Source organism: Kitasatospora sp. NA04385, from assembly GCF_013364235.1.
Taxonomy (GTDB): domain Bacteria; phylum Actinomycetota; class Actinomycetes; order Streptomycetales; family Streptomycetaceae; genus Kitasatospora.
Window position 1 is genome coordinate 5,946,724 of record NZ_CP054919.1, and the last position, 24,517, is coordinate 5,971,240.

Below are 24,517 nucleotides of genomic sequence, written 5' to 3' on the forward strand. Positions count from 1 at the left end.
CCCCGGGCGGTCGCGCGCTGCTGAGGGAGCTGGGCGCGGTGCGGGGCGGTGGCGTCAGTTGACGGCGGCCAGGTGGTTCTTCAGGCCCTGGCCGAACGCGGTCGGGGTGCCGTCGAAGTTGGAGATCAGCGACGGGCCCTGGCCGCAGTCCCAAGTGTTCCAGGTCCAGCCGAGGTAGGAGACCTTGGCGGCGTCGGCCCAGGACATCACCTGGTCGATGAAGGAGTGGGCGCAGTCGTTCTCACCGATCTCGCCGACCACCACCGGGACCTGGGCGGCCAGCGGTGCCACGGTCGAGTTCCAGCAGGACTGGCTGGAGCAGGTGTTGAAGTTGTACACGTGCCAGGAGGCGGCCAGGTTGCCCGCCGGGTCGGTCGGCTTGTGGGCCAGCCACTGGCCGAGGTCGTTGGAGTACGCCAGGCCGCCGAGCAGGATGACGTTGTTCGCGCCGGCGGTGCGCACCGAGTTCACCAGCGTCTGCATGCCGCTGACCTGGTAGTTGATGCCGGGGCAGGCGCTGCCGCCGTCCCGCCAGCAGTTCCAGGCCTGGTCGATGCCGGAGACGGCGCGGTCCGCGTAGGGCTCGTTGAGCAGGTCGAAGACCACCGAGGGGTCGTTCTTGAAGGTGGTGGCGACGGAGGTCCAGAAGGTCGCCGCACCGGCGCCCGGCATCGGCTTCTGGCAGGTCGAGTTGACGTCCGAGCAGCCCGAGGAGTTGCCGGTGTAGAGGCCCTGCGTCCAGTGCAGGTCGATGATCGGGGTGAGCCCGGCGTCCCGCAGCGCGTAGACGAAGTTCTTCACCGCCGTGCGGTAGTTCTCGCCCGCGTACTCGGGCTTGACGTTGGAGTAGCCGTTCCAGCAGTCCTCGTTGACGGGGACGCGGACGGCGTTGGCCTTCCAGCTCTTGATCGCGGCGATCGAGGCGGCGTCCACCGGCCCGTCCGAGAAGCCGTAGCCCTGGACGCACATGAACTCCATGCCGGAGCGGTTCACGCCGCGCAGGATCACCTGCGAACCGTTGGCGTCCACCAGCTTGTTGCCGGAGACGTGCAGCGCCGGGGCCTTGCCGTTGCCGGTGCTCCCGGAGGAGGAGGCCGACGGCGACGGTGACGGCGACGCGGAAGCGGACGCCGAGGGGGAGGGGGAGGCCGACGCGGACGCGGACGGAGAGGCCGACGCAGACGCAGACGCAGACGGGCTCGCCGCGCCGTTGCAGGCCACGCCGTTGACGGTGAACGAGGTGGGGGCCGCGTTGCCGCCGCTGTACGCGAAGTTGGCGCCCGCGCTGATCGAGCCGCCGGCCGCGATGGTGGTCGCCCAGGCGGGGGCCGCGATGGTGACGTTCTTGCCGGACTGGCTCCAGGTGCCGTTCCAGCCGGTGCCGGAGAGCGTCTGGTTGCCGGTGTAGGAGTAGCCGACGCTCCAGTTGTCGATCGGGGTGGTGCCGGCGTTGGTAAGTTTCACGTTCGCGGTGAAGCCGCTGCCCCAGTCGTTCGTCGTGTAGTCGACGGAACACTGGACGCCGGCGGCGGCCGCGGGGCCGGCGCCGGTGAGGGCGAGGGTGGCCGCAGCGGTCGCGGCCAACGCCGAGACCAGCGCCAGGGTGGTGGTGCGGACGGACATGTCCGACTCCTCGGAGGAGGGGAGAAATGGGCGCGCTCCCACAGGCCCGCCCTGAACCATAGCCAGGGGCAAGGCAGTTGCCAACACGCGTCGGCTGCGCACTCTCCTGCGCGGTCCCTTGACAGTGCGCACCCCCCTCCCGATATTTGGGAGCGCTCCCACAGAACGCCCCCCGGCGGACCGCTCCGGAAGGCACCCCCCTGCCGACCGCCCGGACCCGCCCGCACGGCCGTCACCGCACGGCCGTCACCGCCCGACCGTCCCTGTACGGCCGTCCCTGCGCGGGCGGCCGTCACCGCACGACCGTCCCCCGGACTCCCCCACCCACCCCCATCCGAGGAGCCGTCATGTCGTCACCACCCCGTCGCCGGGTGCCCAGGAAACGGGTTCCGGCGCTCACCGCCGCCCTCACGCTGCTCGCCGCCGGCCTGTCGACCGCGGTCGCCGTCCCGGCCTCCGCCGCCGTGGTCCAGTGCTCCGTCGACTACACGGCGAACGACTGGGGCAGCGGCTTCACCGCCAACGTGGCGATCAACAACAAGGGCACCGCCGCGCTCAACGGCTGGACGCTCACGTACGCGTACTCCGGCAACCAGACGCTCTCCGGCAGCGGCTGGAACGGCACCTGGAGCCAGTCCGGCAAGAACGTCACCGTCACGGCCCCGGCCTGGGCGACCACCATCGCGGCGGGCGGCTCGGCCACCGCGGGCGCCAACTTCTCGTACAGCGGCACCAACACCGCGCCGACCGCGTTCGCGGTCAACGGGACGAGCTGCACCGGTGCGCACGCGGCCCCGACCACCGCCCTGACCAGCCCGGCCCCGGGCGCCAACTACCAGGCGGGGGCGGCCGTCCCGCTCTCGGCGACGGCCACGGCGGCGGACGGCGCGAGCATCAGCAAGGTCGAGTTCTACGACAACACCACGCTGATCGGCACCGCCACCAGCGCCCCGTACACCTTCAGTTGGACGGGCGCGGCGAGCGGAAACCACTCGATCTACGCGAAGGCGTACGACAGCCTGGGCGCGAGCAGCGAGTCGACCCCGGCGGGCATCACGGTCGCGGCCGGTCCGGCGATCAGCGCCACCCCGCTGACCCTGTCGGTGAACCAGGGCAAGACCGGCAGCTTCGCCGTGAAGCTCAGCAGCCAGCCGAGCGCGAACGTCACCGTCACCACCACCCGGACCTCGGGCAACACCGGGCTGTCGATCAGCTCCGGCGCGACGCTGACCTTCACCCCGGGCAACTGGTCGACGGCGCAGAACGTCACGCTCGCCGCCGACGCCTCCTCCACCGGCTCGGCGACCTTCACCTCCACCGCCACCGGGTACACCTCCTCGGCGGTGACGGTGACCGAGCTGGCCGCCGCCTCGGGCGTGTACAACGACCGGTTCCTGCAGCTGTACAACAAGATCAAGGACCCGGCGAACGGCTACTTCTCGCCGGAGGGCATCCCCTACCACTCGGTGGAGACCCTGCTGGTCGAGGCCCCCGACCAGGGCCACGAGACCACCTCGGAGGCGTACTCGTACCTGCTCTGGCTGGAGGCCCAGTACGGGCGGGTCACCCAGGACTGGTCGAAGTTCAACGCGGCGTGGACGCTCATGGAGACGTACATGATCCCGGGGCACGCCGACCAGCCGACCAACGCGTTCTACAACGCCTCCAAGCCGGCCACCTACGCGCCCGAGCGCCCGCTGCCGAGCGACTACCCGGCGGCGCTGGACACCTCGGTCACCGCGGGCAACGACCCGATCGCCGGTGAGCTGAAGAGCGCGTACGGCACCGACGACATCTACGGCATGCACTGGCTGCAGGACGTGGACAACGTCTACGGCTACGGCAACGCGCCCGGCAAGTGCGAGGCGGGCCCGTCCGACACCGGCCCGTCGTTCATCAACACCTACCAGCGCGGCGCGCAGGAGTCGGTGTGGGAGACCATCCCGCAGCCCACCTGCGACAACTTCAAGTACGGCGGCAAGAACGGGTACCTGGACCTGTTCGTCAAGGACAACTCCTACGCCAAGCAGTGGAAGTACACCGACGCGCCGGACGCCGACGCGCGCGCCATCCAGGCCGCGTACTGGGCCGACACCTGGGCCAAGGCCCAGGGCAACGGCTCGAAGGTGGCCACCACGGTGGCCAAGGCGGGCAAGATGGGCGACTACCTGCGGTACTCGTTCTTCGACAAGTACTTCAAGCAGATCGGCAACTGCGTCGGCGCCGGCACCTGCGCGCCCGGCAGCGGCAAGACCTCCGAGCACTACCTGCTGTCCTGGTACTACGCCTGGGGCGGCGCCACCGACACCTCGGCCGGCTGGTCCTGGCGGATCGGCGACAGCGCGGCGCACGGCGGCTACCAGAACCCGATGGCCGCGTACGCGCTGGTCAACGACCCGGCGATGGCCCCCAAGTCGTCCACCGGCAAGTCCGACTGGACCACCTCGATGGGCCGTCAGGTCGAGTTCACCCAGTGGCTGCAGTCCAACGAGGGCGCGATCGCGGGCGGCGCGACCAACAGCTGGGAGGGCGACTACGGGACCCCGCCGGCCGGCACCCCGACCTTCTACGGGATGTTCTACGACGAGGCGCCGGTCTACCACGACCCGGCCTCCAACCAGTGGTTCGGCTTCCAGGCCTGGGGCCTGGAGCGGATGGCGGAGTACTACTACTCCAGCAACGACCCGAAGGCCAAGGCCATCCTGGACAAGTGGGTGACCTGGGCGCTGTCCAAGACCACCTTCAAGGCGGACGGCAGCTACCAGATCCCGTCCACGCTGGCCTGGAGCGGCAAGCCGGACACCTGGAACGCCTCCTCCCCGGGCGCCAACACCGGCCTGCACGTGAGCGTGGTCGACTACACCAACGACGTCGGCGTGGCCGGTTCCTACGCCAAGCTGCTGTCGTACTACGCGGCCAAGTCCGGCAACGCGGCCGCCAGGACCGCGGCGCAGAAGCTGCTGGACGGCATGTGGGCCAACAACCAGGACGCGCTGGGCATCTCGGTGCCGGAGACCCGCACCGACTACAGCCGCTTCAACGACTCGGTCTCGGTGCCGAGCGGCTGGACCGGCACCATGCCCAACGGCGACCCGATCAACAGCGGCTCGACCTTCCTGTCGATCCGGTCCTTCTACAAGAACGACCCGTCGTTCGCCAAGGTCCAGACGTACCTGAACGGCGGCGCCGCGCCGACCTTCACGTACCACCGGTTCTGGGCGCAGGCCGACATCGCCACGGCGATGGCCACCTACGGCGAGCTGTTCGGCGGCTGACCCGCCGACACCGAGGCGCTGACCGACCGTCACCGACGGCCGGTCGGCCGCCACCCGAACGCGAGTGCCCGGTCCGACCGACAGCGGACCGGGCACTCGCCCGTTCTGAGTAGATTGCTTTACTACCTCTTGATTTTTGTCATATCGGGTGAATAGTCTCCCGGCCATTCGGACGCAATCGATCACCCACGATCGCGCCGCCGACACTCGGGAGGGTCAACCCCTATGAGAGTTCCCCGGATTCGCCGCTCCGCACTCACCACGACCGCGGCCTGTCTCACGCTCGCCACGGTCGGAGCACTGGCCCTGCCCGCCGCGTCGGCGGCCGCGGTCGAGGCCGCCGACGGGCCGACGCTCAGCTACGTCGTCAACACCCGGGCCAACCACGGCCAGACCCAGAAGGCCGAACGGGAGGTCAAGGCGGCGGGCGGCACCGTGGTCGCCTCCTACGACCGGATAGGCGTGGTGATCGCCCACTCGGCGGACCCCGGCTTCGCGGCGAAGCTCCGGAAGTCCAAAACCGTCGACTCGGTCGGCGCCAGCCGCACCGCGGGCATCCAGGCCGGCGGCGTGGAGGGCATCGTCCAGGAGGCCGAGGTGCCCGCCACCGCGCCCGCCGACGGCAGCGAGCCGCTGTGGGCCAACCAGTGGGACATGAGGCAGATCGGCGTCGACCAGGCGCACCGGAGCACCCTCGGCAGCCGCTCGGTGGTGGTCGGCGTGCTCGACTCCGGCATCGACGCCACCCACGAGGACCTCGCCGCCAACGTCGACCCCAAGCTCTCCGCGTCCTGCCTGAGCGGCCGTCCCGACACCAGCTGGCAGTCCTGGCAGCCCACCACCAGCAGCCACGGCACCCACGTGGCCGGGACCATCGCCGCCGCCAAGAACGGCAAGGGCGTGGAGGGCATCGCGCCCGGCGTCCGGCTGGCCGCCGTCAAGGTGGTCGACGACGGCGGGTTCATCTACCCCGAGTACGCGATCTGCGGCTTCGTCTGGGCCGCCGAGCACCACTTCCAGGTCACCAACAACAGCTACTACGTGGACCCGTGGATGTTCAACTGCGCGGGCGACCCCGACCAGGCGGCCGTCAGCGAGGCCGTCCGCCGGGCCGTCGACTACTCGCGCCGCAACGGGGTGCTGAACGTCGCCGCCGCGGGCAACGAGAACATCGACCTCGCCCACAAGACGGTCGACGTCTCCAGCCCCGACGACACCGACCCGGCCACCCGGCCGATCGACGACAGCTGCCTCGACCTGCCCGCCGAACTGCCCGGCGTGGTCGCGGTCTCCGCGATCGGCGTCAAGGGCGACAAGTCGTACTACTCCAGCTACGGACTGAACAAGGTCACCGTCGCGGCCCCCGGCGGCGACAGCCGCTACCAGGTGCCCGAGACCCCGGACCGGATCGGCGCGGTGCTCTCCACCATCCCCGGCAACAAGTACGGCTACAGCTCCGGCACCTCGATGGCCTCCCCGCACGTGGCCGGCGTCGCCGCACTGCTGGCCTCCACCCACCCGTGGGCCGGCCCGGAGCAGTTGCGCGCCCTGCTGGTGAAGGAAGCCGACCAGCACGCCTGCCCGACCGGCGTCTTCGACCCGGGCGGCACCGGCGCGTACAAGGCCACCTGCGAGGGCACCGGGCGCAACAACGGCTTCTACGGCGCGGGCGTGGTCTCCGCGGCCAAGGCGGCCGACTGGTGGCGCAACTGACGGCAGTGCAACTGATGTCGTCACAACCAATGACGGCGCAACTGATGTCGTCACAACCAATGACGGCGCAACTGATGTCGTCACAACCAATGACAGCGCAACCGCCCCCAGGCGGCTAGCTCACTCCCCGCCGACGTGCCGGGACCAGTCCGGCTCCACCGGAGCCAGACCGGCCCGGTTCGGCACCTGCTTCAACCAGGCCGGACGGGCCGCCAGCCGCGCGGCGGCGGCCCGTTCCTCGGCGGCCCGGATCTGCTCGGGCGTGGCGAAGCCCTCCGGCAGCCAGGCCGCCGAGTGCGCCACCCGGGCGGACAGGTGCCCCACGTACGCCTCCCGCACCGCGGCCGGCGAGTCGAAGCCCGGCTCGTCGGCCAGCCAGGCGTCCGGCACCAGCGCGGTGACCTCGCGCAGCAGGTCCGGCGTCACCAGCGGGGCGAGCGCGGCGTCGGCGGCGGCCAGGTCGGGCGCGTAGCCGCCCAGCGCGTGGCCGCTCAGGTCGTAGCGCTTGTGCACCGAGGCGGGCGCGGACGCCCAGCGGTGGTGGAACACCAGGCCCGCGCCGTTGTCGATCAGCCACAGCCGCCCGTGCCACACCATCAGGTTGGGGTTGTGCACGCTGCGGTCGACGTTCCCGGTCAGCGCGTCCAGCCAGACCACCCGGCCCGCCTCGGCGGGCGACACCTCGATCATCCCCGGCCGGAAGTCCCGCGCGCCCGGCAGCAGGTCCATGCCCAGGTTGCGCCCGGCGCTGGCCCGCAGCAGGTCCTGGATCTCCTGGTCGGGCTCGTCCGAGGCGACCGCCGGGTCGAAGTCCACCAGCACCAGCGGCGGCACCCGCAGGCCCAGCCGCCGGGCCAGCTCGCCCACCACGACCTCGGCCACCAGCGCCTTGACGCCCTGCGCCGCCCCGGTGAACTTCACCACGTACGTGCCCAGGTCGTCCGTCTCCACCACCCCGGGCACCGACCCGCCCGCCCGCAGCGGGTCGACATAGCGCAGCGCCTTCACCTCATCGAGCATCCGCCCACCTTAGATCGCCCACCTTAGATCGCCCACCTTGGATCGCCCACCTTGGATCGCCCACCTTGGACCGCCCACCTTGGATCGCCCACCGTGGACCGCCCGCTCGACCGCCCCCGGTTTGGCGGCCGTCCGGGGCGATGATTGGGTGGGGCCGACCGTCGAGCAGCCGACCGAGGAGAAGTGAAGCGATGGGCAAGGTGCACGCCACCACCGAGCGGACGTACGGGGCCGACCCGGCGCGGGTGTACGAGGCGCTGGCCGACTACGAGGTGACCCGGCCGAAGCTGCTGCCCGCGCAGTACGGTGAGTACGAGGTGCGGGCCGGCGGCCACGGCGCCGGGACGCAGGTGCACTGGAAGCTGCAGGCGACCGAGAACCGGGTGCGCGACTGCCTGTTCACGGTGTCGGCGCCCAGCCCGGAGAAGCTGGTGGAGACGGACGCCAACTCCTCGATGGTGATCACCTGGACGGTGTCGGCGGTCGGCGAGAGCGGCAGCAGGGTCACCGTGGAGGCGAGCTGGACGGGCGCCACCGGGATCGGCGGCTTCTTCGAGCGGAGGTTCGCCCCCAAGGGCCTGAACCGGATCCACGACCAGGTGCTGGCCAACCTGGCGGCGGCGCTCGGCTGACCGGACGGACCCTGGAACACCCGTACGGAGCGTCATCCGTACGGGTGTTTGGCTTCCCCGGGACGGGTGAAGCGGGCCCGGACGGCGGGCGCCGTCAACTTAGGCTCCGGGCCGTGCAGATGACGATCCTTCATGTTTCACAGCCGGTCGACGGCGGAGTGGCCCGGGTGGTGGTGGACCTGGTGCGCGGGCAGCGCGCGGCCGGGTGCCGGGTGCTGGTGGCGTGTCCCCCCGGCGGCCGGCTCGCCCGCGAGGCCGCCGCGGCCGGCGCCCGGGTGCTCGACTGGCCCGCCGAGCGCTCGCCCGGCGCGAGCGTGGCCGGCGAGGTCTGGCGGCTGCGCCGGATCCTCCGCCGCACCGAGCCGGACGTGCTGCACCTGCACAGCGCGAAGGCCGGGCTGGCCGGCCGACTGGCGGCCCGCGGCACCCTGCCCACCGTCTTCCAGCCGCACGCCTGGTCGTTCGCGGCGGTGGAGGGCGTGATGGCCGGGGCCAGCCTGCGCTGGGAGCGGCACGCCACCCGCTGGGCCCGCACCGTGCTGTGCGTCAGCGAGCGGGAGCGGGAGGACGGCGAGGACGCCGGGCTGATCGCCGACTGGCGGGTGGTGCCCAACGGCGTCGACCTGGAGCACTTCGCGCCCGCCGACCCGGCCGCCCGGCGGGCCGCCCGGATGACCCTGGGCCTGGACCGGTCCGACCCGCTGGCGGTCTGCGTCGGGCGGCTGTGCCGGCAGAAGGGCCAGGACGTGCTGCTGGACGCCTGGACGAGGGTGCAGCTGGCCCGCCCGGCGGCCCGGCTGGTGCTGGTCGGCGGCGGCCCGGACGCGGAGGCGCTGGCCGAGCGGGTCCGGGGCCTGCCGGACCCGTCCCGGGTGCGGATGGTGGGCGACGTGGCGGACCCGCGGCTGTGGCTGGCGGCGGCCGACCTGGCGGTGCTGCCCTCGCGCTGGGAGGGGATGGCGCTGGCCCCGCTGGAGGCGATGGCCTGTGGGCGGCCGGTGCTGCTGACCGACGTGCCGGGGGCCCGGGAGTGCCTGCCGCCGGGGGAGCGGGAGCGCGCGGTGGTGCCGCCGGAGAATCCCGGAGCGATGGCCGAACGGCTGGTCGAATTCCTGGGCGACCGGGGCGAATGCGAAAGGCGCGGAGTTCTGGCCCGGTCGTACATGGCAGATCATCACGATATCCGCGGGGTGATTCAGCAGGTGGCGGCGGTGTACCGGACGATTGTTCGGAGCGGGACGGTGCCGGTGGGCCGTGCGGACCGTGTCCCGCAGCGGTTCTGATCGTTTGTCAGACCGTGAACGCCCGCCCGTGCAGGTGCGGCCTTCTTTCCTGAATGTCTGATTACTGGGCGGGTGGAATGAAATGGCATGTCAGCCCCCTGCGTGCCAGTCGGCGTTCGGTAATGTCTGATTTTGCCTGCTTCGTCCCCATTTTCGGCAGCGAAATGGTCGACCGCCTTCCACGGCAGCAGGCGCCTACCTGGACCGCGTCCACCGGGCCGGGGCGCCGAGCCGGTGCGCGTCCGGTCCGGCCGTCCGGCCGCGGCGGGTACACAGCAGGGGAGTTCGTGCGCTGATGACCATTGACCACGAGAGCGTGCCGCGACCGGGAAGAACCCTGACGGGCCCCGGCCGGGACGGCACCCGGCCGGACGGCCGCCCCGGCACCGGCCTGCTCGACCGGCCGGGAGTCCGGACGAGGACCCGGCCGAAGTCCAGGGCCGCCGCGCCCCGGACCTCGCCGGGCGTCGGCCGGCACCGCGGCCGGCTGCGCTCTCGGGTCGCCCTGCCGCTCTCCCTGGCCGCCGCCGACGCGTTCGCCGTCGCCCTGGCCGCGGCCGCCACCACCCCCGCCGGCACCCGCCCGGTCGCCACCGCCGTCCTGCTGCTGCCCGCCCTGCTCCCGCTCAACCTGGCGGGCGGCCTCTACCGCAGCCGGCTCAGCCTCTCCGCGCTCGACGAACTGCCCGCCCTGGCCGCCCGCGCCGCCGTCGCCACCGCCTTCGCGATCACCGCCGACGCCTGCCTGGCCGGCCGCTGGGCCGACCTCGGCCCGGTCAGCCCGCTGCGGCTGATCGCCCTGCTGGTGCTGGTGCTCCCGCTCGCCGCCCTCGGCCGGGCCTTCGTCCACCACCTCACCCGCCGGGCCCGCCGCCGCCACCCCAGCCCGGTGCTGATCCTCGGCGCCGGCGAACTCGGCCAGCGGATCGCCGGGGTGCTCGCCGCCCGCCCCGAGTACGGGCTGCGCCCGGTCGGCTACCTCGACCCCGACCCGGTCCTGCTGCCGGCCGGCGGCCCGCTGCCGGTGCTCGGCGGCCGCGAGGTGCTCGGCCGGGTGCTGCGCCGCTACCGCATCCACCACGTGCTGGCCACCGCCGGCGCCGCCGACGAGGCCGAGACGCTGGCCGCGCTGCGGCACGCCGCCCGGCTCGGCTGCCAGGTCTGGCTGGTCCCCGGCCTGCGCGAGTTCGACTCGGTCCAGGGCGCGGGCGACCACCTGTGGGGCTTCCCCTGCCTGCGCCTGGGCGCCCCCGCGATGCGGCGCGGCGGCTGGATCGTCAAGCGCGGCTTCGACATCGCCTCGGCCGGCCTCGGCCTGCTGCTGATCTCCCCGCTGCTGGCCGTCTGCGCCCTCGCGGTGCGCTGGGACACCGGCCCGGGCGTGCTGTTCCGCCAGCAGCGCACCGGCCTGGACGGCCGGGTCTTCACCGTCCTCAAGTTCCGCACCCTGCGCCCCTCCAACGAGCACGAGTCGGCCACCCGCTGGAACATCGCGCAGGACCACCGGATGGGCCCGATCGGCAAGTTCCTGCGCCGGACCTCGCTGGACGAGCTGCCGCAGCTGTGGAACGTGCTGCGCGGCGACATGAGCCTGGTCGGCCCGCGCCCCGAGCGCCCGTACTTCGTCATGCGCTTCGGCCAGGCCTACCCCGAGTACGCCGACCGGCACCGCGTCCCGGTCGGGCTGACCGGCCTGGCCCAGGTCAACGGCCTGCGCGGGGACACCTCGATCGAGGACCGGGCGCGCTTCGACAACCGCTACATCGAGGGCTGGAGCCTGTGGGGGGACGCCAAGGTCCTGCTCCGCACCGCCGCCCTGGTGGTCCGCCCGGACGGGAGCTGAACCCATGGCCATCGCACTCCAACCGCCGTACCCGGCGAAGAGCCTGGCCGGGATAGTGCCGGCCCGGCCGAGCTGGCTCGCGGCGGCCGTGGTGCTGCTGGTGTGCGTGCCGACGGGGGAGAAGGACGTCAGCGCGTCCGTGCACGTCACCCCGGCCGACCTCGCCTCGCTGGCCCTGGTCGGGCTGATCGCCGTGGACCTGCTGCGCGGGCGACTGCCCCGGCTCGACCCGGCCGTCTGCGCCCTGCTCGGCGGCGTGGTGCTGGCCGCCGCCGTCGCCACCCTGCACTCCATCGACCCGGCGAGCAGCGCCACCGGCTTCGTCCGGCTGGTGCAGATCTTCGTGCTGGTGCCCGTCGCGGTCCTGCTCGCCGTCCGCGACACCCGCGACCGGCGGCTGGTGCTCGGCGCCTTCGTGCTGGCCGCCCTGATCGAGGGCGCGGTCGGCGCGCACCAGTACCTCACCCGCACCGGCGCCTCCTACACCGGCCAGCCGATCCGCGCCGTCGGCACCTTCGGCGCCCTCGATATCATGGCGATGTCCACCGTCGTCTCGTACGGGCTGCTGGCCGCCCTCGGACTGGCGCTCGCCGAGCGCCGCCCCGGCGGCAGCACGGTGCTGCGCCGCGCGATGTGGGCCGCCGCCGCATTCCTCGCCTTCCCGCTGGCGGTCTCCTTCAGCCGGGGCAGCTGGATCGCCACCGCCGTCGCCGCGAGCGTGCTGCTGCTGCGCGCCGACGCCCGGCTCGCCGTCAGGGGCGTGCTGGTCGGTGCCGCCGCCGCGGTGGTGCTGGTCGGCGGGCTCGGCCTCGGCGCCTCCGGCGTCACCGAGCGGCTCAGCTCGATCGGCTCGGTCTCCGCCGCCCCCGACCAGTCGGTCTCCGACCGCTACGACCTCTGGGCCACCGCCGGCCGGATCTGGCAGGACCACCCGATGACCGGCGCCGGCCCGAAGGCCTTCCAGCAGCTGCGCGACGGCCACGCCCCGCTGCGGCTGTCCTCCGGCAGCGACGCCGCCGACCCCACCATCGGCTTCCAGCGCGAACCGCTGCTCTCCCCGCACAACATGTACTTCCTGGTGCTCAGCGAGCAGGGCCTGCTCGGCGTGATCGCCTACCTCGCGCTGTTCCTCGCCCTGCTGATCGGCTGCCTGCGCCGCGCCGCCGGACCGGGCCTGGCCGCGCTCGCCCTGCTCAGCTGGGTGCTCTGGGACTTCCTCTACGCCGACATCGGCGGCACCACCACCGTGCTCACCTCCGTGGTGCTCGGCCTGGCCGCCCGCACCGCCTTCCCCGGCCCCGACTCCCGCGAGGCGGACGGCGCATGACGACCGACCAGCCGGTGGCCCCGCCCACCGCCGCCGGCACCGCCGTTGCCGCGGCCGCCGCCACCACCGCCGCCGTTCCCGCCCCGCGCCCCGGCCCGGGCCCCGAACCGGCCCGGCGCGGCTTCCTGGCCAAGGCCTTCGGCGTCACCGCGCTGCTCAGCGCGGCCGGCTCCGCCCTCGGCCTGCTCCGCGACCTGCTGCTGGCCCGCTACTTCGGCGCCAACCAGGGCACCGACGCCTTCCTGGTCGCCTGGACGGTGCCGGAGACCGCCGCGCCGCTACTGATCGAGGACGCGATGGCGTTCCTGATGGTCCCGGCCTTCAGCCTGGCCCTGGTGCTGCGCGAGGAACGCCCCCACGGGCCGGACCCGGTACGGCAGTTGACCCGCTCCACGCTGCCCTGGCTGCTGCTCGCGCTGTGCACCCTCTCCGGCGCGGTCGCGCTCGGCGCGCCGCAACTGGTCGACCTGCTCGCCCCCGGCCTGGCCGACCCGCAGCTCGCCGTCACCTGCACCCGGATCACCGCGCTCACCATCCTGCCGTTCGGCGTCGCCGGGTACCTGGCCTCCGCGCTGCGCGCCCTGCACTCCTTCACCGCGCCCGCCGTCATCTACGTGATGTACAACCTGGGCATCCTGGCGCTGCTGCTCAGCGGCCACCGGCTGCTCGGGGTGCGCTCCGCGGCGATCGGCGTCGCGGTCGGCAGCGCGCTGATGGCCGGCGTGCTGCTGCTGCCCTTCGCCCGCCGGCTGCGCTCCGGCGGGCGGCGGCGCGGGCTGCGCCGGGGCTCGGCCCGCCGGCTGGTGCTGATCCCGCTGGCGCTGCTGCCGGTCGCCGCGTTCACGCTGACCCGGCAGGCCCAGGTGTTCATCGAGCGCTACCTCGGCTCCGGCCTGCCGCCCGGCACCATCTCGCACCTCAACTACGCCGCGAAGGTCAGCCAGTTGGCGATGACCTCGGCGATCCTGATCGTCACCGTCACCTTCCCGGTGGTGGCCCGGGCGATGGCCGCCGGAGACTTCCGGGCGGCCCGCGACCGGGTCGAGAAGGACATCGGGCAGGCCACCGCGCTGGTGCTGCTCGGCACCGCCTTCCTGATGGCCTGCGCCCCCGCGCTGGTCGCCCTGCTGTTCCAGCGCGGCGCGTTCGGCCCGTCCGACACCTCCGCCACCGCCGCCGTGATCCGGGTCTACTCCTTCGGGCTGCCCGCGCAGGCGATGATCGGCGTGATGGTCCGGCCGTACTTCTGCGTCCGCCCGGTGGTGCGCCGCGCCGACACCCCGCGCGCGGAGGGCGACAGGGTCACCTGGCTGGACTGGTACCCGGTCGGCGCGATGCTGCTGGGCCTCGCCGTCACCGTCACCGTCGGCGTCGGCGCCACCACGCACTTCGGGGCGCTCGGCCTGGCCGCGGGCAACGCCGCGGGCATCACCACCACCGCGGCGCTGCTGATGCGCGGCCTGATGCTGCGCGGCGTCGCGCTCCGGCTGCCCCTGGTGCTCGGCGGACAGGCCCGGCTGCTGGGCGCCGCCGTCACCGCCGCCGCGCTCGGCTGGCTGGCCACCCGGACCACCGCCGACCCGCTGCCCGCCGCGCTGCTCGGCGGCGTCACCGTGCTGCTGGTCTTCGCCGTCCTCGGCACGCTGTTCGGCGCCGCCGAGGTGCGCGGCCCGGTGCTCGGCCTGCTGGCCCGGGCCCGCCGCCGGCCCCCCGCCCCGGCCGCCGCCGTCCCGTCCGTCGCCGTCCCGTCCGTCGACCTCCCCGCCACCGGCCCGTCCACCGACGGCCCGTCCACCACCGGTCCGTCCAGCACCGCAGAAGGGAAGCCGCATGGCCGCTGATCCCCGCCTGCCGGCCCAGGCGCTCGCCCCCAGGCTCGCGCCCTGGATCCTGATGTACCACTCGGTGGCCGAGGAGGACGAGGACCCGTACCTGCTCACCGTCAGCCCCGAACGCTTCGCCGAGCAGATGGACTGGCTGCACCGCACCGGCCGGCGCGGCGTCAGCGTCCGCGAGCTGCTGGCCGCGCAGGCCCGCGGCCGGGAGTCCCGGCTGGTCGGCCTGACCTTCGACGACGGCTACGCGGACTTCGCCCGGCACGCCGTCCCGGTGCTGCGCGAGTACGGCTTCACCGCCACCGCGTACGTCGTCCCCGACCTGCTCGGCTGCGAGAACGGCTGGGACAGCGAGGGGCCGCGCAAGAAGCTGCTGACCGTCCACCAGGTGGTCGAACTCGCGGGCTCCGGCTGGGAGATCGGCTCGCACGGCCTCGGCCACCAGGCCCTGCCCGGGCTCTCCCCGGCCGCCCTGGCCCGCCAGACGGCGGACAGCCGACGCGCCCTGGAGGACCTGCTCGGCTGCCCGGTCACCGGCTTCTGCTACCCCTACGGCGCGGTCGACCTGCCCGCCACCCGGGCCGTCCGGGACGCCGGGTACGACTACGCCTGCGCCATCGACCACTCCTGGCTGACCGGGCGGCACGCCCTGCCGCGCTGCTACGTCGGCGACCGGGACGGGGCCTGGCGGCTGCGCGCCAAGCACGGCCGGCACCGCTGGCGGGACGCCGTGACCGGGCTGCGCTGGGCCCCGCCCAAGCAGCTGCCCAAGGCCGCCGCGGGAGAGCCCCGATGAGAGTCCTGCACGTGGTCACCGGCCTGCACGCGGGCGGCGCCGAACGCCAGCTCGCCCTCCTGCTGCGGCACCTGCCCGCGGACCAGGAGCACGAGGTGGCCGCCCTCACCAACCCGGGCACGGTCGCCCGCGAACTGCGCGCCGACGGCTTCACCGTCCACCACCTCGACATGCGCGGCAACCGCGACCTCGGCGTGCTGCCCCGGCTCACCCGGCTGATCCGGTCCGGCCGCTACGACCTGGTCCACACCCACCTGTACCGGGCGATGCTGTACGGCCGGCTCGCCGCCCGGCTGGCCGGCGTCCGCACGGTGATCGCCACCGAGCACTCGCTGCAGTCCGGCGTGATCGAGGGCCGCCCCACCTCGCGCGGCGTCAAGGCGCTCTACCTGGGCGCCGAACGGCTCGGCACCACCACGATCGCGGTCTCCGGCCAGGTCGCCGAGGTGCTCGGCGCGTGGGGCGTGCCCGCCGACCGCGTCCGCCTGCTGCCCAACGGCGTGGACGCCGCCCGCTACCGCTTCACCCCCGCCGCCCGGGCCGCCCACCGCGGCCGCCTGCGCGCCCAACTCGGGCTCCCCATCGGCGTGTTCGTGATCGGCGCGGTCGGCCGCCTGGTGCCCGGCAAGCGCTTCCACGTGCCGCTGGAGGCACTGGTCCGGCTCCCCGACGCCCGGCTCCTGCTGATCGGCGAGGGCCCCGAACGCGCCGCGCTGCTCGACCGGGCCGCCGAACTCGGCGTCCGCGACCGGCTGGTGCTCACCGGCGAGCGCGACGACGTGCCCGAACTGCTCACCGCCGTCGACGTCCTGGTCTCCCCCTCCCGCGAGGAGACCTTCGGCCTCGCCGCCCTGGAGGGCCTGGCCGCCGGCCTCCCCCTGCTGCACTCCGCCTGCCCGGCCCTCGCCGAGCTCCCCCCGGACGCCGCCCCCCACGCCCGCCTGCTCCCCTCCGAACCCGAGTCCTACGCCCGCGAGCTGGCCCTCCTCGCCACCACCCGCCCCGGCCTCCTCCCCGTCCCCCCCGCCGTCGCCCACTACGACATCGCCCACCTCGCCACCGAACTGGCCACCCTCTACCGCGAGTCCCTCCCCACCCCCCGCCGCACCCCCCACCGGCCCCCGCCCGCCCCCGGCTCCGCCGCCGGATCGGCGCCCGGGACCGGTGACCCCGCGTCCTCCGTCCTCGGCTTCCGCCGCACCGGCCGCAAGCCCCCGGCCGCCCCGGACGAAGACTCCCGTCAGGCTCCCGCCGTCCCTTCGTCGTCCCGCCGCACCGGCCGCAAGCCCGCCGGGCCCCCGGCGGGGAACTCCGGCCGGGCCGCCGCCGGTTCCGCGCCGCCCGCCCCGGACTCCCGCGCCCCGGACTCCCGCGCCCCGGACTCCCGTACCCCCGACTCCCGTACCCCCGACCGGGAACCCGGAGGCCTCGCGCCGTCCGCCCCCGGCCCCCGGCGCACCGGCCGGAAGTCCGCGGGTGCCCCGGACGACGGCCCCCGCCGGGCCCCGGCCCTCCCTCCGCCGTCCCGGCGGGCCGCCGGGAAGCCGGGCGGGCGGGCCTAGCGGTCGGTGGCCGGTGGTTCCGGTGCCGCGCCGTCGTCCGTCGAACTTGTTCACCCCTACGACCCTCCTGGAGTCACCGATGCCCGAACCACGCCGCAGCGTCCGTGCGCTGGCCCGCCGCTGGTGGCCGCTGGCCGTCGCCGTTCCGCTCGGGGCGGCGGCCGGTGCCGGCTACGCCGTCGTCGCGCACCCGAGCTACGCCGCCAGTTCCTACGTGGTGGTCGTCCCGAACAACCCCGGCGAGAACTCCACCGCCGTCAACTTCGCCCAGGCGTACGGCCGACTGGCCGGCCAGCCGCAGGTGCTGATCGGGGCGGCCGCCGAGACCGGCCACTCGGTGACCGAGCTGGCGGGGCTGGTGCGCGGCACCACCTCGCCGGACGCCCCGATGATCGAGATCACCGGCACCGGCGCCCGCGGCGAGGACGCGGTGAAGAACGCCGACGCGGTCGCCAAGTCGCTGATCGCGTTCGGCAACGTCAGCAGCAAGGAGACCGGCGTCCGGCTCGTCCCGCTGGCCGCGGCCGCCGAGCCCGACGCCCCGGCCTCCCCGTCGGCGAGCCTGGACACCGCGGTCGGCGCGGCCGCCGGCGTGCTGCTCGGCTCGCTGGTGATGCTCACCCGCCGCAAGGGCGCCCCCGCCGGGGCGGCGGCCGCGCTGCCCGCCCAGGCCGAACCCGCCCAGGCAGCCGCCCCCGCCCCCGCCGCCGCGACCGCCCCCGAGACCGCCGCGAAGGCGAAGCCCGCCGAGCCGGCGGCGGTGGCCCGGTGAAGCTCCGCCAGCGCCCCGGCCCCCGGGTGCCCGCCCAGCCGGCCCGGGACGCCGCCGACCGCGAGCGCTGGACCGCCGAGGTGCTGCGCACCGACGACGCCCTGGAGCGGCTCGCCGACGACTGGGACGATCTGCACCGCCGCTGCTCGACCGCCACCGTCTTCCAGTCCGCGCCCTGGCTGTGCTCCTGGTGGAGCCGGTACGGCCGCCCGGGCGCGCTGGTGCTGGTGCTGGTCCGCCGCGACGGCCGACTGGTCGCCGCCGCCGCGCTGCGCCGCCGCGGCCCGTTCGGCGGCCTGACCAACCTGGGCGCCGGGCTGGTCGACTTCACCGACGTGCTGCTCGACGACGACTGCGCGGACCGGGCCGCCGCCGAGCTGGCCGCCGCCCTCCCGCTGCGCCGCCCCTGGCACAGCCTGGAGCTGCGCGAGGTGCACCCCTCGGCCGCCGTGCAGCGGGTCTACGCGCACTGGCGCGGCCGCCGGCACCGGTACACCGACTCGCTGTGCCAGTACCTGCCGGCCGTGCCGATGGACGAGCTGCTCAAGCGGCTGCCCGGCAAGTCCGCCCAGCGCAGCCGGGTCAAGCTCCGCAAGATCGCCCAGTCCGGGGTGGTGGTGCACTCCGCGACCGCCGAGGAGGTCCCGTCCACGGTGGGCGAGCTGCTGCGGCTGCACGTCCTGCAGTGGCAGGAGCGCGGGGTCACCCCGGAGCACCGCACCGCGCGCTTCGCCGCGCACCTGACCGAGTCGACCACCGGCCTGGTGGCCACCGGCCGGGCGGCCATACACCGCTTCGAGCTGGACGGCGAGGTGGTGGCGGTGAACCTGGTGATCCTGGGGACCCGGTTCGGCGGCCTGTACATGTACGGCGCGCACCCCAAGCTCCGGGACCGGCTGGACATCGCGGGGATGCTGTTCAACGCGGCCCTGGACGAGGTCCGCGCCGCGGGGATACCGCAACTGAGCCTGCTGCGCGGCCAGGAGCCCTACAAGCAGCGCTGGCGCCCGGACCGGCTGCACAACCAGCGCCTGGTGCTCGGCCCGGGCCGGCTCGCCCCCTGGGCCGCCGCCCGCGCGCTGCGGGTCCGGGCCCGGATCGCCGCCGTGCGCGTGCTGACCACCCGGGCGCCGAAGCTGAAGGAGGCGCTAGCGCAGCGGCGCCTGCGGTGAGGCCTTGACCGGCCCGACCGCCCCGGAGGAGCCCGACATCAGCTGCCGGTACACCGCGGCCGACTTCGGGTTGTCCTTGCACTGCCAGAACCCGTGCGGGCAGTAGTCGGTGACGGTCTGGTAGGCGGTGTCATGGGTGCGCATCCACTCCACCATCCGCCGGACGAACTCCGGGTTGTCGCCGTTGCGGAACAGCCCCCACTCCGGGTAGGACACCGGCTTGCCGCGCTTGGCGGCGAACTCCACCTGGTCCTGCAGCCCGTACGGCTCGGAGACGTACTCGTCGAAGGTGCCGCCGGCGGGCTGGTCGTAGCTGTCCATGCCGATGATGTCGACCACGTCGTCGCCGGGGTAGCAGCGCGTCCAGGGGATGGCGTCCAGCCCGCGGGTGGGGGTGAAGTCGAAGGAGAAGTGCTGGCCGGGCACCGAGCGCATCACGCCCACGATCCGCCGCCAGTACGCCTTCCAGGCCGTCGGGTCGGGCTTGCAGCGCGAGGTGTAGGTGACGCCGTTCATCTCCCAGCCCAGGGTGATGACGGTGTCGCCGCCGCCGAAGGCCACCAGCTTCCGGGCCAGCCGCAGGAAGTGCTGGTCGAACTCGCCCTGGTTGCCGCGGGCCAGCAGCCGGGCCACCTCGGCGTCCGGCACGTTGCCCTCGTTGGGCACCAGCATCGGCACGCCCAGCACCAGCCGCCGGCCCGGGTCGGACTGGCGCCACTGCGACCACAGGCCGAGCACCATCGGCTCGCCCTCGATGTCCTGCCAGCCGTTGCCCGCCAGGTAGGTGTGGCCGACCTGCATGTTGGCGTTGTTCAGCCAGGAGGACATCCGGGCGATGTTCGGGATGTAGTCGTTCCAGGAGCCGACGAACGCGCCGAACGGCACCTCGTGCACCGCCCGCTGCACCACCGGCCGGGGCGCGGCCCCGCGGGGCTGGATCGCGTCCGAGGAGAGCACCGTGTGCCGCTCGGTCTGGCTGAGCGGGGTTCCGGAGGGGACGCTCGCGGTGGTCACCAGCAGCAGCGCGGCGGCGGCCAGGGTCAGGCGGCCGAGACGCATGGGCTCTCCGTACGGTCCAGGGGGCGGATTCCGGCCTCAGGAGCCTAGCCTGACGGACCGTCATAAATGCCCCATGTCACCCCAACGGGTCAACCCGGGGCCCGGTCAGCCGAAGGTGTCGCACTTCGTCATGTCGCCGGTGCGGTACCCGGTGGTGAACCACTGCTTGCGCTGCGCCGAGGAGCCGTGCGTCCAGGTCTCCGGGTTGGTCCGCCCGGTGGCCCGCTGCTGGATCCGGTCGTCGCCCACCGACTCGGCGGCGTCCAGCGCCAGCGCGATGTCCTGGTCGGTCAGCTCGGTGATCAGCGGCCGCCCGGTGGAGGGCTGCGGGGTGGTGGTGGCGTGGTGCGTCCACACCCCGGCGTAGCAGTCGGCCTGGAGCTCCAGCTTGACCGAGGCGCTGTCGGCGCCCTGCCGGTCGCCGCCGACCTTGTCCGTGGTGCCCAGCAGGTTCTGCACGTGGTGCCCGTACTCGTGGGCCACCACGTACGCCTCCGCGAACGGCCCGCCCCGGGCGCCCAGCTGCCGGCCCATGTCGTCGAAGAAGCCCAGGTCGAAGTAGGCCTTGTGGTCGCCGGGGCAGTAGAACGGGCCGACCGCCGAGCTCGCGGTGCCGCAGGCGGTGGCCACCCGGTCGGTGAACAGCACGCTCTGCGCCGGCGAGTAGCCGCGGCCGCGCGCCTTGAACTCGCCCTGCCAGTACGTCTGGACGCTGTTGACCACGGCCAGCACCCGGCAGTCCTGCCGCTTGTTGGCGTCCGCGCCGGTCCGGCAGGCCGCGTCCAGCTGCGCGGAGCTGGTGGCCCGGCCGACCGGGGGCGCGGCCGGCTGGTCGGCGGCGCCGAACATGCCGGGGTCGATCCCGAACAGCAGCGCCACGACCAGGCCGAGGATGCCGACCACGCCGCCGCCGATCGCCAGCCCGCCGCCCGGGACGCCGCGCCGGTCCTGCACCTGGGAGGAGTCGAGCTCCGCCTCGTCGTCGAACTGCATTCCGTCTCACCTCTGTAACAGTCCGTGGGCCACCGACCGCGTACCCTAGCGCGCCGGGAGCATTCACCCGTCCTGCGACGGCCCAGGTCGGGCCGGGTCGCGTCAGCGGCGGATAAAGGCCCGGACCCGGGACACGCCGGGATCGGCCGGGACTTAAACCCGGCGGCCCTGTCAGTGCCCGCCGGATAAACTCCGGCCGTGTCCTTCAACCCGCTGAGAAGCCTGTCCCCCCGATCGGTCCTGCCCGCCGCCGCCGTCCTGCTGGTCCTCGCGGCCGGTGCGGCGGCCCACGCCAACCGCCCCGACCCGTTCGGCGACCAGGTGGTCTCCGGCGCCTCGGACGCCAGCCCGGTGAGCGCGCAGTCGACCGGCGCGGAGGAGACCGACTTCAAGGTGGGCCCCGGCGTGGAGGCCTACTCGCGGACGAGCGGCGAGCGCCTGTGGTCCTACCGCCGCGAGGGCGCGACCGCGCTGCACCTCGCCCTGGTCGGCGAGGACGCCGTGGTGGTCTGGGACGACGGCATGGTCACCGCGGTCAACACCACCGACCACGCGGTGCGCTGGCACCGCAGCGTCCCCGGCCTGTCCGACTGGCTGCGCGCCGAGGGCGAGCCGGGCGCGGACGACCGCACCGAGGAGCAGCGCAAGCAGCTGATGGCCGAGCGCGCCGCCGACGCCCTGCACCCGTCCCGGGACCAGGTCAACGACGCGTTCGTGACGGTGGTCACCCCCGGCCTGCTGATGGGCTTCCGGGAGCGCGACGGCGACCTGCGCTTCAACTCCCGCCCCCCGGCGGGCTGCGACTTCCAGCCCGCGCGCACCGCGGAGACCGACGACGCGGTGCTCGTCCCGCGGCTGTGCCCGCCCGGCAGCGGCGCGGGCTCCCGCCAGCTGCCCGGCGGCGTGATGGTGTTCTCGCTCACCGACCACGGCAACTTCCTCAACACCGGCCCCGACGTGGTGATGCGCCCGCTGGGCGGCCACCGGGTCTCGATCGAGGACGGCCCGGTGATCGGCAGCTGGGTGTACGACACCACGCTGGGCAGCCGGGAGACCGCCTGCGGCACCGCCGCCGTCCCGTTCGCCGCGGCCCAGCCGGCCTGCGAGAAGTGAACCGACCCGGGCCCGGCCGCCACCGGGCCCGGGTCCGGGCCGAAAAAGGCTTTCCCGCCCTCCCGTAGACTTGGACCCAATGGCTGAGTGCCATACCCACGTCGAGGAGAGACCCCAGCCATGATTTCCGCGAACGCCCTGGAGCTTCGTGCCGGTGCCCGCATCCTGATCGAGTCCGCCAGCTTCCGGATCGCCCCGGGCGACCGGATCGGCCTGGTCGGCCGCAACGGCGCGGGCAAGACCACGCTGACGAAGGTGCTGGCCGGCGAGGGCCTCCCGGCCGGCGGCACGGTCACCTCCTCCGGCGAGGTCGGCTACCTCCCGCAGGACCCGCGCACCGGAGACCTCGACGTCCTGGCCCGGGACCGCATCCTGTCGGCCCGCGGCCTCGACACCGTGCTGAAGAAGATGCGCGAGAACGAGGAGCGGATGGCGAACGGCAAGGGCGCCACCCGCGACAACGCGATGAAGAAGTACGCCCGGCTGGAGACCGAGTTCCTCACCAAGGGCGGCTACGCCGCCGAGGCCGAGGCCGCCACCATCGCCGCCGCGCTCGGCCTGCCCGACCGCATCCTCGGCCAGGAGCTGCACACGCTCTCCGGCGGTCAGCGCCGCCGCGTCGAGCTGGCCCGGATCCTCTTCTCGGACGCCGACATCCTGCTGCTCGACGAGCCCACCAACCACCTCGACGCGGACTCGATCGCCTGGCTGCGGGACTTCCTGAAGACCTACAAGGGCGGCTTCATCGTCATCTCGCACGACGTCGAGCTGGTCGAGACGGTCGTCAACAAGGTCTTCTACCTGGACGCCAACCGCGCCGCGATCGACATCTACAACATGGGCTGGAAGCAGTACCAGCAGCAGCGCGAGGACGACGAGAAGCGCCGCAAGCGCGAGCGCGCCAACGCCGAGAAGAAGGCCGCGACGCTCAACTCGCAGGCCGACAAGATGCGCGCCAAGGCGACCAAGACGGTCGCCGCGCAGAACATGGCCCGCCGCGCCGAGAAGCTGCTCTCCGGCCTGGAGCAGGTCCGGGTCTCCGACAAGGTCGCCAAGCTGCGCTTCCCGGACCCGGCCCCGTGCGGCAAGACCCCGCTCACGGCCGAGGGCCTGTCCAAGTCCTACGGCTCGCTGGAGATCTTCACCGACGTGGGCCTGGCGATCGACCGCGGCTCCCGGGTCGTCATCCTCGGCCTCAACGGCGCGGGCAAGACCACCCTGCTGCGGATGCTGGCCGGCGTGGAGCAGCCGGACACCGGCGAGGTGATCCCCGGCCACGGCCTGAAGATCGGCTACTACGCGCAGGAGCACGAGACGCTCGACCCCGAGCGCAGCGTGCTGGAGAACATGCGCTCCTCCGCGCCGGACACCGACCTGGTGCAGATCCGCAAGATCCTCGGCTCCTTCCTGTTCTCCGGCGACGACGTGGACAAGCCGGCCGGGGTGCTCTCCGGCGGCGAGAAGACCCGGCTCGCGCTGGCCTCGCTGGTGGTCTCCAGCGCCAACGTGCTGCTGCTCGACGAGCCCACCAACAACCTCGACCCGGCCAGCCGGGAGGAGATCCTCGGCGCGCTGCGCACCTTCACCGGCGCGGTCGTCCTGGTCACCCACGACGAGGGCGCGGTCGAGGCGCTCCAGCCGGAGCGGATCATCCTGCTGCCGGACGGCGTCGAGGACCTGTGGAGCCCGGCCTACCACGACCTGGTGTCGCTGGCCTGACCCGGCCGACCGCCCACCGGCCCGCTCCGGGCCGCCGCACGGACCTCGCGGGTAGACGCGGGGTCCGTCGTCGGTACGAGGGGAACTCGTCCCGCGTCGACGCCGGGAACACCGGGAGGGCGGCGGCCGTTCACCCGTCCCGGGGTGCGCGGTTTGCCCGCTGACGGTCCGGGCTGATCAGCGGATTCGCTCACCGGAGCGAATCGCGGAGGGGCGTGCGCACCCTCCGTGAGCGCCCTGGTGCGGAGCGCGCACCACCACTCGCCCCCGCTTTCCCGTGACGGACCTTGTCGAATGGGTGGCCAGGAACGGGGCAATGGGTGATCATGGGAATCTGACCGATCACCTCTACGAGGAGGCACGGGTGGCCGAGACTCTGAAAAAGGGCAGCCGGGTAACAGGTGCCGCGCGTGAGAAGCTCGCGGCCGATCTCAAGAAGAAGTACGACTCCGGGGCGAGCATCCGCGCCCTCGCGGAGGAGACGGGCCGGTCCTACGGCTTCGTCCACCGGATGCTCAGCGAGTCCGGGGTCAACCTCCGGGGCCGTGGCGGCGCCACCCGCGGCAAGGGCAAGGCTGCTGCCGCTGCCGGTTCCTGACGGTCCGTCACTCCGGGCGGGCGGCACCCGAGCAGCCCCGTCCGCCCGCGGTTCACCAGTACGCTGCTCGCCACGCACGACGTTCCACCACGGATCGGCGGCCGGGTCCTCCCGCGCCGCCGTCCGCCGTTCCGGCCCCCGGTCGCACGTGCTGTACGCGCGCCGGGGGCTTTGTTACCCTC

The 24,517-nt window shown here is 73.7% G+C and carries 18 protein-coding genes; 14 read left to right on the forward strand and 4 right to left on the reverse strand.

The features are described from left to right. Nucleotides 1-54 precede the first annotated feature (54 nt). On the reverse strand, nucleotides 55-1,623 hold the full coding sequence (locus tag HUT16_RS26455; RefSeq protein WP_176190556.1) for a cellulase family glycosylhydrolase: 1,569 nt from the start codon (nucleotides 1,621-1,623) through the stop codon (nucleotides 55-57). A gap of 347 nt (nucleotides 1,624-1,970) precedes the next feature. Between HUT16_RS26455 and HUT16_RS26460 the strand changes: the two genes are divergently transcribed. Continuing rightward, nucleotides 1,971-4,898: a glycoside hydrolase family 48 protein gene (locus tag HUT16_RS26460; protein ID WP_176190557.1), complete on the forward strand. Its 2,928-nt coding sequence runs from the start codon at nucleotides 1,971-1,973 to the stop codon at nucleotides 4,896-4,898. A 225-nt stretch (nucleotides 4,899-5,123) separates the two neighbouring features. Beyond that, complete coding sequence (locus HUT16_RS26465) at nucleotides 5,124-6,611, forward strand: S8 family serine peptidase (RefSeq protein ID WP_176190558.1); 1,488 nt, start codon at nucleotides 5,124-5,126, stop codon at nucleotides 6,609-6,611. A gap of 120 nt (nucleotides 6,612-6,731) precedes the next feature. Here HUT16_RS26465 and HUT16_RS26470 read toward each other — a convergent pair whose 3' ends face one another. Then, entirely contained in the window at nucleotides 6,732-7,631 is a 900-nt protein-coding gene (locus HUT16_RS26470) for a HipA family kinase (RefSeq protein WP_176190559.1), read from the reverse strand. A 191-nt stretch (nucleotides 7,632-7,822) separates the two neighbouring features. Here HUT16_RS26470 and HUT16_RS26475 point away from each other — a divergent pair, with 191 nt between their 5' ends. From HUT16_RS26475 to HUT16_RS26515, 9 genes are all read left to right on the forward strand, one after another. After that, nucleotides 7,823-8,263: an SRPBCC family protein gene (locus HUT16_RS26475; protein ID WP_176190560.1), complete on the forward strand. Its 441-nt coding sequence runs from the start codon at nucleotides 7,823-7,825 to the stop codon at nucleotides 8,261-8,263. Nucleotides 8,264-8,382: 119 nt separating this feature from the next. Then, entirely contained in the window at nucleotides 8,383-9,546 is a 1,164-nt protein-coding gene (locus tag HUT16_RS26480; protein ID WP_176192881.1) for a glycosyltransferase, read from the forward strand. Nucleotides 9,547-9,841: 295 nt separating this feature from the next. Continuing rightward, nucleotides 9,842-11,389, forward strand: coding sequence for a sugar transferase (locus HUT16_RS26485; RefSeq protein WP_176190561.1), 1,548 nt, complete (start codon nucleotides 9,842-9,844; stop codon nucleotides 11,387-11,389). A gap of 4 nt (nucleotides 11,390-11,393) precedes the next feature. After that, the gene (locus HUT16_RS26490; RefSeq protein ID WP_176190562.1) at nucleotides 11,394-12,716 is read left to right on the forward strand and encodes an O-antigen ligase; all 1,323 of its coding nucleotides are present in this window, start codon (nucleotides 11,394-11,396) and stop codon (nucleotides 12,714-12,716) included. Next, nucleotides 12,713-14,557, forward strand: a complete 1,845-nt coding sequence (gene murJ / locus HUT16_RS26495; protein WP_176190563.1) for a murein biosynthesis integral membrane protein MurJ — start codon at nucleotides 12,713-12,715, stop codon at nucleotides 14,555-14,557. Before HUT16_RS26490 ends, murJ begins: the two co-directional genes overlap by 4 nt. After that, entirely contained in the window at nucleotides 14,547-15,347 is an 801-nt protein-coding gene (locus HUT16_RS26500; protein WP_176190564.1) for a polysaccharide deacetylase family protein, read from the forward strand. Before murJ ends, HUT16_RS26500 begins: the two co-directional genes overlap by 11 nt. Beyond that, complete coding sequence (locus tag HUT16_RS39860; protein ID WP_176190565.1) at nucleotides 15,344-16,909, forward strand: glycosyltransferase; 1,566 nt, start codon at nucleotides 15,344-15,346, stop codon at nucleotides 16,907-16,909. The genes HUT16_RS26500 and HUT16_RS39860 overlap by 4 nt, the downstream gene beginning before the upstream one ends. Before the next feature lie 79 nt (nucleotides 16,910-16,988). Further along, nucleotides 16,989-17,681 (forward strand): Wzz/FepE/Etk N-terminal domain-containing protein, encoded by a 693-nt coding sequence (locus tag HUT16_RS26510; RefSeq protein ID WP_176190566.1) that lies wholly within the window; start codon nucleotides 16,989-16,991, stop codon nucleotides 17,679-17,681. Continuing rightward, nucleotides 17,678-18,853, forward strand: coding sequence for a GNAT family N-acetyltransferase (locus HUT16_RS26515; protein WP_254897996.1), 1,176 nt, complete (start codon nucleotides 17,678-17,680; stop codon nucleotides 18,851-18,853). The genes HUT16_RS26510 and HUT16_RS26515 overlap by 4 nt, the downstream gene beginning before the upstream one ends. Here the strand turns inward: HUT16_RS26515 and HUT16_RS26520 are convergent. Next, nucleotides 18,830-19,912 carry a glycoside hydrolase family 26 protein gene (locus HUT16_RS26520; RefSeq protein ID WP_176190567.1) on the reverse strand — a complete coding sequence of 361 codons (1,083 nt, stop codon included), beginning with the start codon at nucleotides 19,910-19,912 and terminating at the stop codon, nucleotides 18,830-18,832. The genes HUT16_RS26515 and HUT16_RS26520 overlap by 24 nt on opposite strands. Before the next feature lie 105 nt (nucleotides 19,913-20,017). After that, nucleotides 20,018-20,905 carry a neutral zinc metallopeptidase gene (locus HUT16_RS26525; protein WP_176190568.1) on the reverse strand — a complete coding sequence of 296 codons (888 nt, stop codon included), beginning with the start codon at nucleotides 20,903-20,905 and terminating at the stop codon, nucleotides 20,018-20,020. A 198-nt stretch (nucleotides 20,906-21,103) separates the two neighbouring features. On the opposite strand from HUT16_RS26525, the gene HUT16_RS26530 reads away from it, so the two are divergent. From HUT16_RS26530 to HUT16_RS26540, 3 genes are all read left to right on the forward strand, one after another. Continuing rightward, nucleotides 21,104-22,018 carry a hypothetical protein gene (locus HUT16_RS26530; protein ID WP_176190569.1) on the forward strand — a complete coding sequence of 305 codons (915 nt, stop codon included), beginning with the start codon at nucleotides 21,104-21,106 and terminating at the stop codon, nucleotides 22,016-22,018. Nucleotides 22,019-22,138: 120 nt separating this feature from the next. Continuing rightward, a complete protein-coding gene (locus HUT16_RS26535; protein WP_176190570.1) occupies nucleotides 22,139-23,737 on the forward strand; it encodes an ABC-F family ATP-binding cassette domain-containing protein in 1,599 nt (532 codons plus the stop codon). Between the two features lie 364 nt (nucleotides 23,738-24,101). Next, on the forward strand, nucleotides 24,102-24,335 hold the full coding sequence (locus HUT16_RS26540; protein ID WP_014138756.1) for a helix-turn-helix domain-containing protein: 234 nt from the start codon (nucleotides 24,102-24,104) through the stop codon (nucleotides 24,333-24,335). The last annotated feature ends 182 nt before the right edge of the window (nucleotides 24,336-24,517 follow it).